Source organism: Mycobacterium syngnathidarum (assembly GCF_001942625.1).
GTDB classification, from domain to species: domain Bacteria; phylum Actinomycetota; class Actinomycetes; order Mycobacteriales; family Mycobacteriaceae; genus Mycobacterium; species Mycobacterium syngnathidarum.
The window spans coordinates 88489-104738 of the sequence record NZ_MLCL01000076.1 but is presented as its reverse complement, the minus strand read 5'-3'; the positions used below and the strand labels follow the sequence as shown (position 1 = coordinate 104738).

The 16250-nt window shown below is 65.4% G+C and carries 4 protein-coding genes (1 of these 4 running past the window's edge); 3 read left to right on the top strand and 1 reads right to left on the bottom strand.

From position 1 onward, the window contains the following. Window positions 1-58: 58 nt before the first annotated feature. Window positions 59-1324, top strand: a complete 1266-nt coding sequence (locus BKG60_RS20940) for a glycosyltransferase (protein WP_070945758.1) — start codon at window positions 59-61, stop codon at window positions 1322-1324. 7 nt (window positions 1325-1331) lie between these two features. On the opposite strand, the gene BKG60_RS20935 is transcribed toward BKG60_RS20940, so the two are convergent. Continuing rightward, entirely contained in the window at window positions 1332-2753 is a 1422-nt protein-coding gene (locus BKG60_RS20935) for a cytochrome P450 (protein WP_070945757.1), read from the bottom strand. A 655-nt stretch (window positions 2754-3408) separates the two neighbouring features. Between BKG60_RS20935 and BKG60_RS20930 the strand changes: the two genes are divergently transcribed. Further along, window positions 3409-3639: an MbtH family protein gene (locus BKG60_RS20930; protein WP_070945756.1), complete on the top strand. Its 231-nt coding sequence runs from the start codon at window positions 3409-3411 to the stop codon at window positions 3637-3639. Next, window positions 3629-16250: the 5' portion of a non-ribosomal peptide synthase/polyketide synthase gene (locus BKG60_RS20925; protein ID WP_239252492.1), read on the top strand. The gene runs 11834 nt beyond the window's last position; only the first 12622 of its 24456 coding nucleotides appear in the window; the start codon lies at window positions 3629-3631; its stop codon lies off the right edge, out of view. The genes BKG60_RS20930 and BKG60_RS20925 overlap by 11 nt, the downstream gene beginning before the upstream one ends.

The following is a 16250-nucleotide window of genomic DNA, read 5'->3' as shown; positions in this document are numbered from 1 at the left end:
CGGCCCAGCTCTCGCTGTCCGGCAGGAGTCGCGGGAGCACATCGAAACAGGATCTGCCATGAAATTCGTCCTGGCCAGCTATGGGACCCGCGGTGACATCGAGCCCTGCGTCGCCGTCGGCCGCGAGCTCCTGCATCGCGGACACGAGGTACACATGGCCGTCCCGCCCGATCTGGTTTCCTTCGCCGAGGACGCCGGCCCGACGGCGATCCCCTATGGCCCCGACCTGCAGGACGTATTGGATGCGCACCGCAACTTCTGGACACACCTCTTCCGCAATTTCTGGAAGGTCCGAGAACTGATCGAGTTGCGGCGCGAGGTCGTGGAGCCGTTCCTGCAGTGCTGGAAGGACATCATCGCCACGCTGACGACCCTGTCCGAGGGCGCTGATCTGCTCTTCACAGGCGTGAACTTCGAGGATGCCGCCGGCAACGTCGCTGAGTACTACGACATTCCGTTGGCCACGTTGCATCTGTTTCCGCTGCGGGCCAATGGGCAGTTCGTGCCATTCCTGCCCGCACCGCTCGGCCGGTCCGCGATGAAGGCCGGCGAGTGGGTCGCGTGGCGCAAAGCCAGGCGGGTCGAGGGCGTACAACGCGGTGAGCTGGCGTTGCCGCAGGCCACGTCACCGTCCCCGTGGCGACTCACCGAACGCGGGACACTGGAGATTCAGGGATATGACCCAGTGGTCTTCCCAGGGCTCGCCGCCGAATGGGCGCAATGGTCCGCTCAACGGCCCTTTGTCGGTGCCCTGACGATGGACCTGCCCGGTGAGGCCGACGCTGAGGTCGCGTCGTGGATCGCTGCCGGAACCCCCCCGATTTTCTTCGGCTTCGGCAGCCTGCCGTTGGCGTCGGCCACCGAGACCCTCGCCATGATCGGCTCGGCGTGCGCGCAACTGGGGGAGCGGGCGCTGGTGTGTGCTGCGGGAACCGGCTTGAGTCACGTTCCGCAAGCGGAGCATGTCAAGATAGTTGGCTCGATGAATTACACGACCGCGTTTCCCGCCTGCCGTGCTGTCGTGCACCACGGCGGACTAGGCACCACTGCGGCGGGCTTGCGTGCCGGAGTTCCCACGTTGATCCTTGCGACCGATCTCGATCAGACGCTGTGGGGATCTAGGGTCAAGCGAATGAAAGTGGGTACTTCCAGGCGCTTTTCGGCTATGACCGAGAAAACCTTGGTCGCCGACCTGAGTACGATTCTCGAACCCGAATATGCCGTGCGCGCCCGCGAGCTCGCCACGCGGATGACCCGATCGGCCGAAAGTGTGATCGCCACCGCCGACCTCGTGGAAAAGTTCGCCGGCCTCGGTCGACGGTAGCGACTTGTCAGCGTCGGGGGTGCGACTCCGGCGAGTTCGGCGATCGCTGAACGTTTGCTGGGCACTGAGGAGCCATCGACTCGGTTGAGAGCGGTGTGGCATTCCTGATCGCACGAACATGGATCATCCCGCCTCGATGCGGCACGAAGGTGACGTGCTTCGCTCGCTGCTTCTCGTCTGCTGCGTCAGTGGTACCCAACTCGACGCGGCGCAGGATCTCGCGAAGCACGAGGCGAATCTCGACCATCGCGAAGGTGGCACCGAGACAGCGGCGATTCCCCCCGCCGAATGGCAGCCAGGTCGTCGGGCTCAAAGCGGCCCCGACCATTCGATCGGGGTCGAAGCGCTCCGGGTCCCGGTAAACCTCGCCACTCGCGTGTACCAGTCCGATCGCCGGGTCGACCATGATGTCGGATGGCAGCTGATATCCGCCGATCTCGGTCGACTCTTTGAGCACCCGGCCCGAACTGAAAAGCACCGGACGGATACGCAGGGTTTCCTTGATCACCGCATCGAGGTACTCGTCTCCGGCCGGATCCCCGGCGGCGCTGGCATCGGCGGCCTGCACGGCCTTGCCCAGTGCGACGGGATGGCGGGTGAGCCGCTCCAATGCCCACGACAGCGCCGTCGCCGTCGTCTCGTGGCCGGCTGCGATCGCCGTCAGCAGTTGGTCGCGCAGTTCGCTGTCGGACATCGACCGGCCGTCGTCGTCGGTGGCGCGGACCAGCATGGCCAGCACATCGGTTCGCTCGGCCAGATTCGGGTCGGCACGGCGGTCGGCGATTTCTGCGTAGAGCAAGGTGTCCGCTTCCGCGAATCGTCGGCCCACCTTTCGCCATGGTCGGTGGCGACGGAGGCTCGGCTTCGTAATCGCTGGTGTTTCCCAAGGTTTCATGTAGAGCAATCGCGGCACGACCCTGCGTAACGCCGCCAGTCGCGCCGGGTCGCTGGCACCGATGACGGTCCGCAGGATCACTTCGAGCGTGATCTCCGTAGTCTTCGGCGCCACCGGGAAGCTCTTGCCCACCTGCCAACCGGCGATGTTCGCTGCGGCGATCTCGGTCATCTGCGCAGCCTGTTGCGCCACCGCGTCGCGGTGAAAAGCCGGCATTGTCAGGCGGCGTAGCGCGTGGTGGGCGTCCTCGTCGAGCACGAAGAGCGAGCTTTCGCCCAGCAGCCCACGAAAGAACCAATGCGCCTCGCCCGAGTGAAAGACGCGGGGGTCGCCCGCGTACACCGTCTTGATGTCGGCAGGGTCGGCGAGATAGACGACCCTGCCGGACAAGGGAATACGAAGCGTGAACATCTTGCCGTAACGGCGCTGGCACCAACTCAGGAAGCGAAGACCGAAGCCGGCCATCAACGCGGACTGCACCACCATGGGAAGCGGAGGTCCAGGCGGCAGTGTGGTTTTGGCGGTATCGCTCACTTCTTCGTGATCCCTAGCTACTAGACGGTACGGATTCCGACATGACGACCTCGGGCTGTGACCGACGCTGGTCGACGGTCGCCGGGGGTATGTGTCCGCGTCGATCCAGGGTCGCAGCTCTGAGCTCTACGGTATTTCCCAACCGTACGTCGTCCAGTTGGGTGCGGGGGACTTTCGGCGGATACCGCTGCCGCCGTGGTGACTTCGCTGAGTGGTCTGCAGGTTGTGCCGCTGCCGAGGCCGAAAGCGGTGCGGTCTGACCTTCACTCAGGTGAGATTCTGAGCGAATGCATAGCATTCTCTGATCGATTGAATTCGTTTTTCCAGGCGGTCCTGTGGCCGCGGGGCCGGCACCAGGGCCGGTGCAGCCGCAAGTCGTATGGCGGTCAGCAAAATTCTGGCAAACCATGACAGCATCGCCGAAAGAGCTGGTGCTGGCTGCGATGGTGGGCGATGTGCCGCGCTCATGCCAATGTTCTGTGGCAAATTCGCCATGCTAACGGTTCACGCGCGGAGCGGAGTCGTTCCGAACTGTGGGCGTAGGACAGCGGACAGCAAATATTGACGATTTCCCCGAAAATGCCTGGCGATCGTGCTGTCTGGGCTACGTTTAGAACGTGTTCCATTTAACTCGCCCCGATGGTCTGGAGAGCCGGTGAGTATCAATCCATTCGATGATGACAGCGGCAGTTTCTTCGTCTTGATCAACGACGAGGAGCAACACAGCTTGTGGCCGGCCTTCGCGGATGTTCCGGCCGGGTGGCGTGTGGTCTACGGCGAGGCCGACCGGACGGCCTGCCTGGACTACATCGAGCAACATTGGCCCGACATCCGGCCACGGAGTCTCCGCGAGAGGTTGGCACAGGGTCAGACTGTTGATCGGTAAGCCCCACGCTGGAACGACTGGAAGTGAGCAAGCGGCGCTTCCGCTTACGCGGGGGCAACTGGACATTTGGCTTGCGGAAGAGACAGGCCGCGCCGGTGTCAAATGGCAGCTGGGCATGCTCGCGCGGATCGACGGATCCATCGAGCACGACATCCTCGAGCGAGCGATTCGTCACGTGGTGCGCGAGGCCGAACCCCTCCGAGCTACCTTCTTCGAAGAAGGTAGCCAAGTTTTCCAGAGGGTTGTCGACGAGCCGGATGTCAAGCTTGCTCGTTATGACCTGACGGGATCAGTAGATCCGGTACAGGACGCCTACCGAGCGGCATCGTCGATCCGGCAGACGCCGATGCCGCTCAGCGGTCCGCTGTTCAAGTTCGCGCTGCTGCAGACACGAGCCGACGAGTTCTACTTTTTTGTGTGCTGCCATCACATCGCGATCGACGGAATCGGGATGGGGCTGGTCTGCCATCGAATTGCCGCGGTATACACAGCAATCGCTGGTGGTACGCCGATTCCACCCACAATCTTCGGCTCACTGCAGACACTCATCGACTGCGAGTCCGAGTACGAGGCTACCGACGATTACTCCGGCGATCAGGCGTATTGGTCCGACAATGTTCCACCCGACGGTGAACCTCGCGATGGGCTGGCTCCAGCGATCGCAAACGAAGCCGACCAGTATGAACCGTCCGCCCCAGTTCAACTGGACAGTGCGGTGGTCGCGAGGGCCCGCGAACTCTCGAGAGTCCTGGGGGTGCGCCGTGCGTCGGTGATCACCGCAGCCTATGCACTGCTGGTGCAGGGAGAGGTCGGTGGGTCTGAAGTCGTCCTTGACTTTCCGGTCAGCCGCAGGGTGCGCCCTGAAGTGCTCATGTTGCCCGCAATGGTCTCGGGTGTCGTGCCTTTGACGTTGCAGACGTCGCCGGGGGCCACGGTCGCCGATCTGTGCGAACATGTCGACAACCGGATCCAAGGAGCCCTGCGACATCAACGATTTCCCTTGCGGGCCATCGAGAGTCAGGCGCGATTCCAGGGTGCCGGTCACCCGTCGACCCGGCCTGCGATCAATTTCATTCCGACCATCCCGACGGCCGATTTCGCCGGTGCTCCAGGATCGGGCACCGTCACCCATACCGGCCTGGTCGACCAGTTCGGCCTGGTCTTTCTCCAGAAGGATGAGGAGCTCTATCTCAGCCTGACCGGCGTCGGGCACTTGTTCGCCGGTTGCGACGCCCAAGACTTGGCGGACCGATTCGAGCGGGTTCTGTCCTCGATGACTGTGGACCCGCATCGCCCGCTTTCCACGATCGACGTCCGCGAACCGCTCGCGGAGCTGGACGAATGGGGCAACCGGTCCGCGTTGACCGGGGCGGCGCCGGTGTCGACGTCGATTCCGGAGCTGTTCGCCGAGCAGGTGGCACGCCAACCAGAAGCGGTGGCCGTCAGCTGCGGCGACAGTTCGATGTCGTACCGCGGGCTGGACGCGGCCGCTAACCGGTTGGCACATTTGCTTGTCGAGCGTGGCGTGGGTCCGGGGCAGCGGGTGGCATTGCTGCTCTCCCGGTCGGTTGAGGCGATCGTGGCCATGATGGGGGTGCTCAAGACCGGTGCGGCGTATGTGCCGATCGACCCGGTGGTGCCGGATTCGCGGTTGAAATTCGTGTTGGCCGACGCGCATACGTCGATCGCGGTGACCACCGCCGATCTGATGGATCGGTTGGAGGGCCTTGGACCGGCCGTGATCGATGTTCACGATCGTGCCGTCTACGGCCGGCCGAGCACACCGCTGCCGGTGGTGCCTGCGCCGGATGATGTCGCCTATTTGATCTACACCTCGGGTACCACAGGTGTGCCCAAGGGGGTGGCGATTCCGCATCGCAACGTGATACGTCTGCTTCAGGCATTGGATGTCGAGCTGGCGTTGTCGACGGGTCAAGTATGGACGCAATGTCATTCGTTGGCGTTCGATTTTTCGGTATGGGAGATTTTCGGCGCCCTGGTGCACGGTGGTCGGCTACTGGTGGTGCCGGAATCGGTGACCCGCTCGGCTGAAGAGTTCCATGCCTTGCTTGTCGACGAACACGTGAGTGTGTTGAGTCAGACGCCGTCGGCGTTCTACGCGTTGCAAGCGGTCGATGTGACTCGGCCCGAGAACCGGTTGGCGCTCGAGGTCGTGGTGTTCGGTGGTGAGGCACTGGAACCGGCGCGTCTGAGTCCGTGGTTGGCAGAACATCCGCGGCTGCCGCGGTTGATCAATATGTATGGGATTACCGAGACGACGGTGCATGCGTCGTTCCGTGAGATCACTGCCGCCGATGTGAACGGCGGTGTGAGTCCGGTCGGTGGGCCGCTGGCGGATCTGGCGTTTTATGTGCTGGATGACTGGCTGCGACCGGTGCCGATCGGTGCGGTGGGTGAACTATATGTGGCGGGTGCAGGTTTGGGCTATGGCTATGCCGGCCGGGCCTCACTGACCTCCACGCGTTTTGTGGCGTGTCCGTTCGGTGGTGCGGGCGTGCCCGCAACTCGCATGTATCGCACCGGCGATCTGGTGTCGTGGCGCGCCGACGGCGACCTGCAGTATCTGGGACGCAGCGACGAACAGGTCAAGATTCGCGGTTACCGTATCGAGTTGGGGGAGATTCAATCGGCGTTGACGGCGTCGGACGGGGTCGAGCAGGCGGTGGTGATCGCCCGGGAGGACCGTCCGGGGGACAAACGTCTGGTCGGGTATGTCACCGGGAGCGCCGATCCGGCGCAGTTGCGGGCGGCGTTGGGGGACAAATTGCCGCCCTACATGGTGCCGGCGGCCATCGTCGCCATCGACGCGCTGCCGCTGACCGTCAACGGCAAGCTCGACAAAAAGGCCTTGCCCGCACCGGAATACCAGCAGGCCGACGACTACCGTGGGCCCTCGACACCTACCGAGGAGACCCTGGCCGCAATCTACGCCGAGATCCTCGGCCTGGATCGCGTCGGAGTCGACGCATCGTTCTTCGAGTTGGGTGGCGACAGCATCCTGTCGATGCAGGTGGCTGCGCGCGCTCGTGCGGCAGGTCTGAAATGCCGCCCGCGTGACATCTTCGTCCAGCAGACGGTGACCCGCCTGGCCCAAGTGGTCGAGGCGTCCGGTCTCATCGATCAGCCGGCCGACGAAGGTCTGGGCTCGGTGACGGCGACTCCGATCATGCGGTGGCTGAAGAGCCGGGGAGACACCGGCGGTCCCATCGACGAGTTCAATCAGGCGGTACTGCTGCAGGCACCGGCCGGAGCCACCGAGGCAGACGTCGCAATCATGTTGCAGGCCTTGCTCGACCGGCACGGCATGCTCCGCTTGCGTGCCGCGGACAACGGTGCGGGTGGTTGGACGTTGGCGGTGCCCGAACTGGGATCGGTCGATGCCGCTGCATGTATGCGCTCGGTGGATGTGCTGTCCGATGAGGCGGTGGTGTCGGCGAGATCGGCACTGAACCCCGCCGCGGGCACAATGCTCAGCGCGGTCTGGGTGACGTCGACGAGCCAGCTGATGCTGATCGTTCATCATCTCGCCGTCGACGGCGTGTCCTGGCGAATCATGTTGGAAGATCTCAACATCGCCTGGGCGCAGCACGGCAGCGGACGGCCGGTGACCCTGGCGACCGCCGGCACGTCGTTCACCCGATGGGCAGACCTGCTCGCCCAGTTCGCACTTGATCCGAAGGTGACAGACCAGGCGCCCGTGTGGCGGGACTGTGCGGCCGCATCGCCGGTGCTACCCGCACCGCGGCCCGAAGTCGATACCTACGAGACCGCCGGGCAGCTGTCGATGACACTCGACGTCGACACCACCCATCTGCTCCTCGGTGAAGTACCGGCAGCGTTTCATGCCGGCATCCAGGACATCTTGCTCATCGCGTTCGGATTGGCGGCAGCCGAGTTCTCGTGCAGCGGCACGCCGATCACCATCGACGTGGAGGGCCACGGTCGCCACGAGGAGTTGGGTGGACCAGCCGATCGGGATGTCGATCTGTCGCACACCGTCGGGTGGTTCACCACCAAGTACCCGGTGTCGTTCGATTTCGGGCGCCGCGCCACCACGATGCCTTGGACACAGGTGGCGGCCGGCGAGGCCGCGCTCGGTGTGGTGGTCAAAGATGCGAAAGAGCAGCTTCGTGCGCTACCTGACGGCGTGACCTACGGTCTGCTGCGCTACCTGAACCCCGATGTGGACCTGGCGCAAGCGGATCCGACGATCGCGTTCAACTATCTGGGCCGGCTGGGTGGCGCGGGCGACGCGTCCGGCGATGGATGGCGGATGTGCTCGGATGGCTTGTCGTTGGCCCGTTTGGCCGCAGCGGTGCCCACACCACTGGGCCATACCGTCGAGCTCAACGCAGCCACCATCGAAACCGAGGCGGGCTTGCGGTTGAACGCCGACTGGACCTGGGCACGCTCTGTCCTGGACGAGTCGCAACTCGATCAGCTCGGCCGACTGTGGTTCGACGCACTGGCGGGCATCTGTGCGTACGTCCGGCGCGGTGGCGGCGGCTTGACGCCGTCCGATGTCGCTGCCGAGCTGAGCCAGCACCAGATCGACGAGCTCAGCCGTCAGCACCGGATTGCCGATGTCCTACCGCTGACACCTTTGCAGCAGGGACTCCTGTTCCATGCCGGGACCGCAGTGGGCGCTGACGATGTCTATGCGATGCAGCTGGATATCACGTTGAGCGGCCCAGTCGATCACGACCGGCTCCGCGCGGCGGTGCAAGCGGTCGCCGGCAGGCATCCCCACCTGGTTGCGCGTTTCTGCGAGCAGTTCGAGCAGCCGGTGCAGGTCATCCCCGCAGATCCGACCGTGCCCTGGCGGCGTATCGACCTTGACACCAACGGCATTGGTGTCGATGAAGACATTCGGGACATCTGCGCCGCCGAGCGCACCGCAGTCTGCGATCTGGCCAATCAGCCCGCGTTCCGGGCCTGCCTGCTACGCGTCGCCGACGACCGGCACCGGTTCGTGCTCACGGCGCACCACATCGTGCTCGACGGTTGGTCGATGCCGATCCTGCTACAGGAGATCTTCGCGGCCTTCCGAGGGCTACGGTTGCCGGCCCCCACCCCGTACCGTGACTTTGTCACCTGGCTTTCAGAACGGGATCTCGTGGGCGCCCACCGGGTGTGGCGCGAGCAGTTGAGCGGATTCGACGACCCTACGCTGGTGGCGCCGTCGGGCCGAAACCACCTGGGGCAGCGCGGTATCGAAACATTCCGGCTTTCCGCAGAAGCCGCCCGGGCCCTCGGTGAGCTGGCACGTGCCCATCACAGCACCGCCAACATCGCGTTACAAGGGGCCTGGGCGCTGCTGCTCACCTCACTGACCGGCCGGCATGACGTCGCATTCGGCACGACGGTGTCGGGACGTCCGGCCGAGCTCGAGGGCGCGGATTCGATGGTGGGTCTGCTGATCAACACGGTGCCGGTTCGGGCAACCGTAAGACCGGGCACCACGACCTCAGATCTGTTGCACCAGTTACAGACCGCCCACAACGACACAATCGAGCACCAACATGTGGCGCTCAGCGACATCCATCGAATCACCGGGCAGGACCAACTGTTCGACACATTGCTGGTTTTCGAGAACTACCCGATCGACGTCACGACGTTCTCGGACCCCGACGGCATGGCGATCACCGGATTCGACTTCCGCGAGTCCAACCATTACCCGCTTGCGGTACAAGCGTTGCCGGGGCGAGATCCGGGTTCCCGGGCCGAACGTGAGATGCAGCTTCGCGTCGAGTTCGACACCGCGGTCTTCGACCTCGCCACCGTCGAGGCCTTGATCCAAAGACTGGAATCGGTTCTGGCGGCCATGATTGCCGACCCGCTGCAGCCGCTGTCTTCCATCGACCTACTCGACGGGGATGTGCGCAGTCGCCTCGAGGAGTGGAGCAATCAGCGCATATTGTCCGAACCGGGGGTCGCGGAGTCGATTCCGGCATTGTTCTCCCGTCAGGTGGCCCGCACGCCCGATGCCGCGGCGGTGACGTTCGAGGGTCGGTCGATGACGTATCGGGAACTCGATGAGGCCGCGACCCGGTTCGCACACGTGTTGTCGGCCTACGGTGCGGGGCCGGGCGAGGTTGTGGCGCTGCTGTTCTCCCGGTCGGCCGAGGCCATCGTGGCGATTTTGGCCGTGTTGAAAACCGGAGCGGCTTATGTGCCGGTCGATCCGGCGCTACCCGACGCGCGTATTGAGTTCATGATGGGCGACGCCGCGCCGGTCGTCGCAGTCACCACGGCAGCGCAGCGCCCGCGTCTGAGCTGGTGCGATGTGCCCGTCCTAGATGTCGACGACGACGGGATCCACGTCGGCCCCGCTGTGCCCGTTCCGTACCGGACGGCAATGCCCGGTCCGGATCCGTCCGACATCGCTTACATCATCTACACCTCGGGCACCACAGGTGTGCCCAAAGGTGTTGCCATCCCACATCGCAACGTGCCCGGGCTGTTCGGCGTTCTCGGCGCCAACGTGTCGTCGGGACCGGGACAGGTGTGGACGCAATGGCACTCGTACAGCTTCGACGTCTCGGTGTGGGAGATCTTCGGTGCGTTGCTCCACGGTGCGCGCCTGGTGGTGGTTCCGGAAGCGGTCGCCGCATCGCCCGACCACCTTCATGAACTCCTGGTAGCCGAAGGCGTCACCGTATTGAGCCAGACTCCGTCGGCGGCGGCCATGATCTCACCGCAGGGTCTGGAGTCCGCAGCGCTGGTGGTGGCAGGTGAAGCCTGTCCGCCCGAGCTGGTGGACCGTTGGGCGCCGGGACGGGTGATGATCAATGCCTACGGGCCCACCGAGGCCACCGTGTACGCATCGCTGAGCGAACCACTCGGCAAGGGGACCGCGGTGCCGATCGGTGCGCCGGTCACCGGCGCAGCGCTGTTCATCCTCGACTCCTGGTTGCGTCCGGTGGCGCCCGGAGTGGTCGGTGAGTTGTATATCGCGGGTCGCGGTGTGGGAACCGGATATTGGGGTCGGGCAGGGCTGACGTCATCCCGGTTCGTCGCCTGTCCGTTCGGGGCGCCAGGCGCCCGGATGTACCGCACCGGCGACCTGGTTCGGTGGGGTCTCGATGGCCAGGTGCACTACCTCGGACGCGCGGACGAGCAAGTCAAGATCCGTGGGTACCGCATCGAACTCGGTGAAGTGCAGGCCGCACTGGCCGCACTCGACGGCGTGACCCAAGCCGTCGTCATCGCCCGCGATGACGACTCCGCTGCCATGCGCCTCGTCGGCTACATCACCGGAACGGCCGACCCGAATCACACCAGGGCACGGCTCGCCGAGCGGCTGCCCAGCTATATGGTTCCGTCCGCGGTGGTCGCGATCGACGCAGTGCCTCTGACGGTGAACGGCAAACTCGACCGGCGCGCACTGCCCGCTCCGGACTATCTCGACACCGATCGGTACCGAGCCCCGGGCAACCCGGTCGAGGAGATCCTGGCCGACCTCTATGCTCGTGTCCTCGGCCTGCCCCGGGTGGGGATCGATGATTCCTTCTTCGATCTGGGAGGGGATTCGCTGTCCGCGATGCGCCTGATCGCCGCGATCAATTCGTCGCTGCGCGCCGGTATCACGGTGGGTTCCCTGTTCGACGCGGCCACCGTCGCCCAACTGGCGCGCAGGATCGGCGGGGCAGAGGTTGGGTTGGAGCCTCTGATAGCCGGTGAACGACCCGAGGTGCTGCCGCTTTCGTTCGCCCAGTCCCGTTTGTGGTTCCTGGACCAATTGCAGGGTCCCTCACCGGTGTACAACATGACGGCCGCATTCCGTTTGATCGGTGCACTCGATATCGAGGCCTTGCGGGCTGCGATGGCCGACGTGGTGGCTCGCCACGAGAGCCTGCGCACCCTGTTCGCCGCTCCCGACGGCATTCCCCGGCAGATCGTGACGGTATCGGGAGGAGACGCACTCGGCTGGGAAGTTGTCGATGCCACCGACTGGACGCCGGCACAGGTGCAGGCGGCCATCGAGGGCGCGGCGCGGCACACCTTCGAACTGGCCACCGAGATCCCCCTGCGAGCGAAGGTGTTTCGTGTCGACGACGACGAGCATGTGCTTGTCGCGGTTGTGCACCACATCGCCGCGGACGGTTGGTCGGTCATCCCGCTGGTGACCGACCTCGGGCAGGCCTACGCCAATCGGTGCGCAGGGCAGGCCCCCGACTGGACGCCGCTGCCGGTGCAGTATGCCGACTACACGCTGTGGCAGCGTGCGCAGTTCGGTGACTTCGAGGACAGCCGGAGCCGGATCGCCACCGAGCTGACTTACTGGCGGGACGCGTTGGCGGGCCTGCCCGAGCGCATCGACCTACCCACCGACCGGCCGTACCCACTGATTGCCGAGCACCGCGGTGCCACGATGGCGGTGGACTGGCCGGCCGAATTGCAGCAGCAGGTCGCCCGGGTGGCGCGAGAGCACAACGCAACCACCTTCATGGTGGTCCAAGCGGCCCTGCTGACACTCCTGTCGAAGCTCAGCGCGAGTTCCGATGTGGCGGTGGGCTTCCCGATCGCCGGCCGCCGCGATCCGGCGCTGGATGACCTGGTCGGCTTCTTCGTCAACACCCTGGTGCTGCGGGCGGACCTGGCCGGTGACCCGACCGTCACCGACGTCCTGGCGCAAGTGCGTGCCCGCAGCCTGGCTGCGTTCGACAACCAAGATGTGCCGTTCGAAGTCCTCGTCGATCAACTGAACCCGACTCGGTCCCTGGCCCACCACCCGTTGATCCAGGTTGCGCTGGCATGGCAGAACCTCGCCGAGCATGACATCAACGAATCGTCCGCCGGAATGGTCTTGGACGATGTGCAGGTCACCCGGATACCCGTCGATACCCGCACCGCCCGAATGGATCTGAACTTCTCGCTGGCCGAACGCCGCACCGCCGACGGTGAACCGGCCGGCATCGGCGGCACCGTGGAATTCCGCACCGATGTCTACGATTCCGGCACCATCGAAACCCTGATCGCTCGGCTGCGACGGGTGCTGACGGCCATGACCGCAGATCCGACCGCTCGGCTGTCGTCGATCGACCTGCTCGACGAGGATGAGCACGCCCGCCTCGCTGTCCTCGGCAACCGCGGAACGCTGACACGGCCGACACCCAGGCCGATCTCCATTCCCGCGCTGTTCGCCGAACATGTCTCACGCACTCCCGAGGCGGTGGCGCTCACCTGTGGTGAGCGATCCTGGACCTACCGTGAACTCGATCTGACCGCGAACCGGCTGGCGCACAAGTTGATCGGCCAGGGAGCGGGTCCCGGCCAGTGCGTCGCGCTGCTGTCCAACAGGTCCGGCGAGGCCATCATCGCCATCCTGGCGATCCTCAAGACCGGGGCGGCGTATCTGCCGGTCGATCCCGTCGTGCCCGATACGCGGCTGGAGTTCGTGTTGACCGATGCCGGTCCGGTGGCCGCCGTCACCACCAGCGGCCTGGCCCACCGATTGCGGGGACGTGGGATTTCGGTCGTCGACGCCAACGAGATCACGGTGCCTGCATTGCATCCGACCAGTGGGCTGCCGATGCCGCACGCCGATGATGTCGCCTACCTGATCTACACCTCGGGCACCACCGGGGTGCCCAAAGGTGTTGCTGTCACCCACCACAACGTGACGCAACTGCTGGAGCGCCTCGATGCCGGGCTGCCTCGTCCCGGGGTGTGGCCCCAGTGTCACTCACTGGCCTTCGATGTCTCGGTCTGGGAGATCTTCGGCGCGCTGCTACGCGGCGGACGGGTGGTGGTCGTCCCCGAGGACGTTGCGGTCTCACCGGATGATTTCCACGCCTTACTGGTACGCGAACGAGTCGATGTGCTCACTCAAACGCCCTCTGCCGTACGTGCGTTGCCGACACATGGTTTGGAGTCGGCGGCGTTGGTGGTGGTCGGTGAGGCATGTTCGCCCGAGGTGGTCGACCAGTGGGCGCCGGGGCGGCTGATGATCAACGCCTATGGGCCCACCGAGACGACGATGTGCGTGGCGATCAGCGCGCCGCTGCAAGCTGGCCGGCCCGGATCGTCTGTCGTTCCCATCGGTTCACCGGTCCCCGCCGCCGCGCTGTTCGTGCTCGACGAGTGGTTGCGCCCCGTACCTGCCGGGGTCATCGGCGAACTGTACGTGGCAGGTGCCGGCCTGGCCTACGGCTATGTCGGTCGCACCGGATTGACCGGGTCACGGTTTGTCGCCTGCCCCTTCGGCGCGTCCGGCACACGGATGTATCGGACCGGAGACCTGGTGTGCTGGCGTTCCGACGGGCAACTGCAATACCTGGGCCGTGCCGACGAGCAGGTCAAGATTCGCGGATATCGCATCGAACTCGGCGAAGTCCAGGCCGCCTTGGCCGGGCTCGAGGGTGTGGATCAGGCCGCCGTGATCGTCCGCGAGGACCGTCCCGGTGACAAGCGCCTCGTCGGCTACGTCACCGGCACCGCCGAACCGGCCGGTATCCGCACCCAACTCGCCGACCGGCTGCCCGCGTACATGGTGCCGGTCGCGGTCGTGGTGCTCGGCGCGCTGCCACTCACGGTCAACGGAAAGCTCGACACCCGAGCGCTTCCCGTGCCCGACTATGGCTCCGGTGACGACTACCGGGCCCCGGCGGATGCCGTCGAAGCGGTCCTCGGCGACATCTATGCGCAGGTTCTCGGGCTGGACCGAGTCGGCGTCGACGACTCGTTCTTCGATCTCGGCGGCGACAGCATCCTGTCGATGCAGGTGGTGGCCCGGGCCCGCGCAGCGGGCTTGGTGTGCCGTCCCCGTGACGTGTTCGTCGAGCAGACCGTGGCGCGTTTGGCGCGGGTGGTCGAGGTACCCGGGCTGGAAGGCGGTGTACACGGCCCAGTCGATGAAGGGGTCGGGCCGCTGCCGGCCACGCCGATCATCAGGTGGCTCAATGACGTTGCGCGCGTCGGCCCAGTCGATGAGTTCAACCAGACCGTCCTGCTACAGGCTCCCTCCGGGGTGGCCGAGGCTGATGTCGTCACTCTGTTACAGGCCGTGATCGATCGCCACGGCATGCTTCGGTTGCGCGCCGAGACCGATGGGGTCGGCCCGTGGTCGTTGACCGTGCCCGAGCCGGGCTCGGTCGACGCGCGTGGCTGCGTGCGTTCGGTGGACGCCCTGACGGATGAGGCGCTGGCGATGGCCCGGTCGCGGTTGAACCCGTCGGGCGGAGTGATGCTCAGCGCGCTGTGGGTGACCTCCACACGTCAGTTGGTGTTGATCGGGCACCATCTTGCCGTCGATGCGGTGTCGTGGCGAATCATCTTGGAAGACCTCAACATCGCCTGGTCACAGCATCGCGGTGGACAACCGGTGGCGCTGCCGCCGGCCGGCACGTCCTTCCAGCGGTGGGCCGAAGCGCTGCGCGCGCACGCCGACCACCCCGACGTCGTGGCCCACGCGAACGTGTGGCGGAAAGTGGCCAACACCCCTGCGGTGCTTCCCGCGGTGCAACCCGACCGCGATACGCATGAGACCGCCGGACAGCTGCGGGTGTCCGTGGACGCCGAAACCACCCGCATGTTGCTCGGTGAAGTGCCTGCGGCGTTCCATCTCGGCGTGCAGGACATCTTGCTGATCGCGTTCGGGCTTGCCGTGGCCGAATTCTCCCGCACCGGGGGTAAAGCCGACGCGCCCATCACCATCGATGTCGAGGGTCATGGGCGACATGAGGAAGTGGCCGGCGACATCGACCTGTCCCGCACGGTGGGTTGGTTCACCGCCAAGTATCCGGTCGCATTGAATTTCGGCGACAGCGGCGGTGGCCCGTCCTGGTCGCAGGTGGTCGAGGGGGCTCCAGCTCTGGGCGCAGCGGTGAAAGATGCGAAGGAGCAGCTGCGTTCACTGCCTGACCCACTCACGTATGGGCTGCTGCGCTACCTGAACCCCGATGTCGACCTCGAGGGTGCCGACCCGACGCTCGGGTTCAACTATCTGGGTCGTCTCGGCGCGCCCGCCGGCATCAGCGATGACTTGTGGCGGATCTCCGCGGACGGTATGTCTGCGACAGGCGCGGCCGCCACCCGTATGCCGTTGACGCACACCGTGGCACTGGATGCGGGGACCCTCGACACCGGCGCCGGCCCTCAGTTGCAGGCCAACTGGACCTGGGCACCATCGGCCGTCGACGAAGCACAGATGAACCGACTCCACGGGCTGTGGTGCGATGCCCTGGCCGGCATCTGCAAGCACGTGCGCAACGGTGGCGGCGGATTGAGCCCGTCCGACATCGCGCCCGCCCGGCTCACCCAGTCCGAGATCGACGAGTTGTCCCGGCAGCACCGCGTCGCCGACATCCTGCCGCTGACCGCATTGCAGCAAGGCCTCATCTACCACAGCAGCACAACGCGGGGTGCCGACGACGACCTGTATGTGGTGCAGTTGGACATCACGGTCGCCGGCCCCCTCGATGAGCACCGGCTGGAGGATGCGGTTCAGGCCGTGGCGATTCGGCATCCGCACCTGGCGGCCCGATTCTGCGACCAGCTCGGTGAGCCAGTGCAGGTCATTCCGGCCGATCCGGCTGCGGGCTGGCGCTACGTCGGATTGGGACACGTCGCAAGCGAGGAACAGCTCC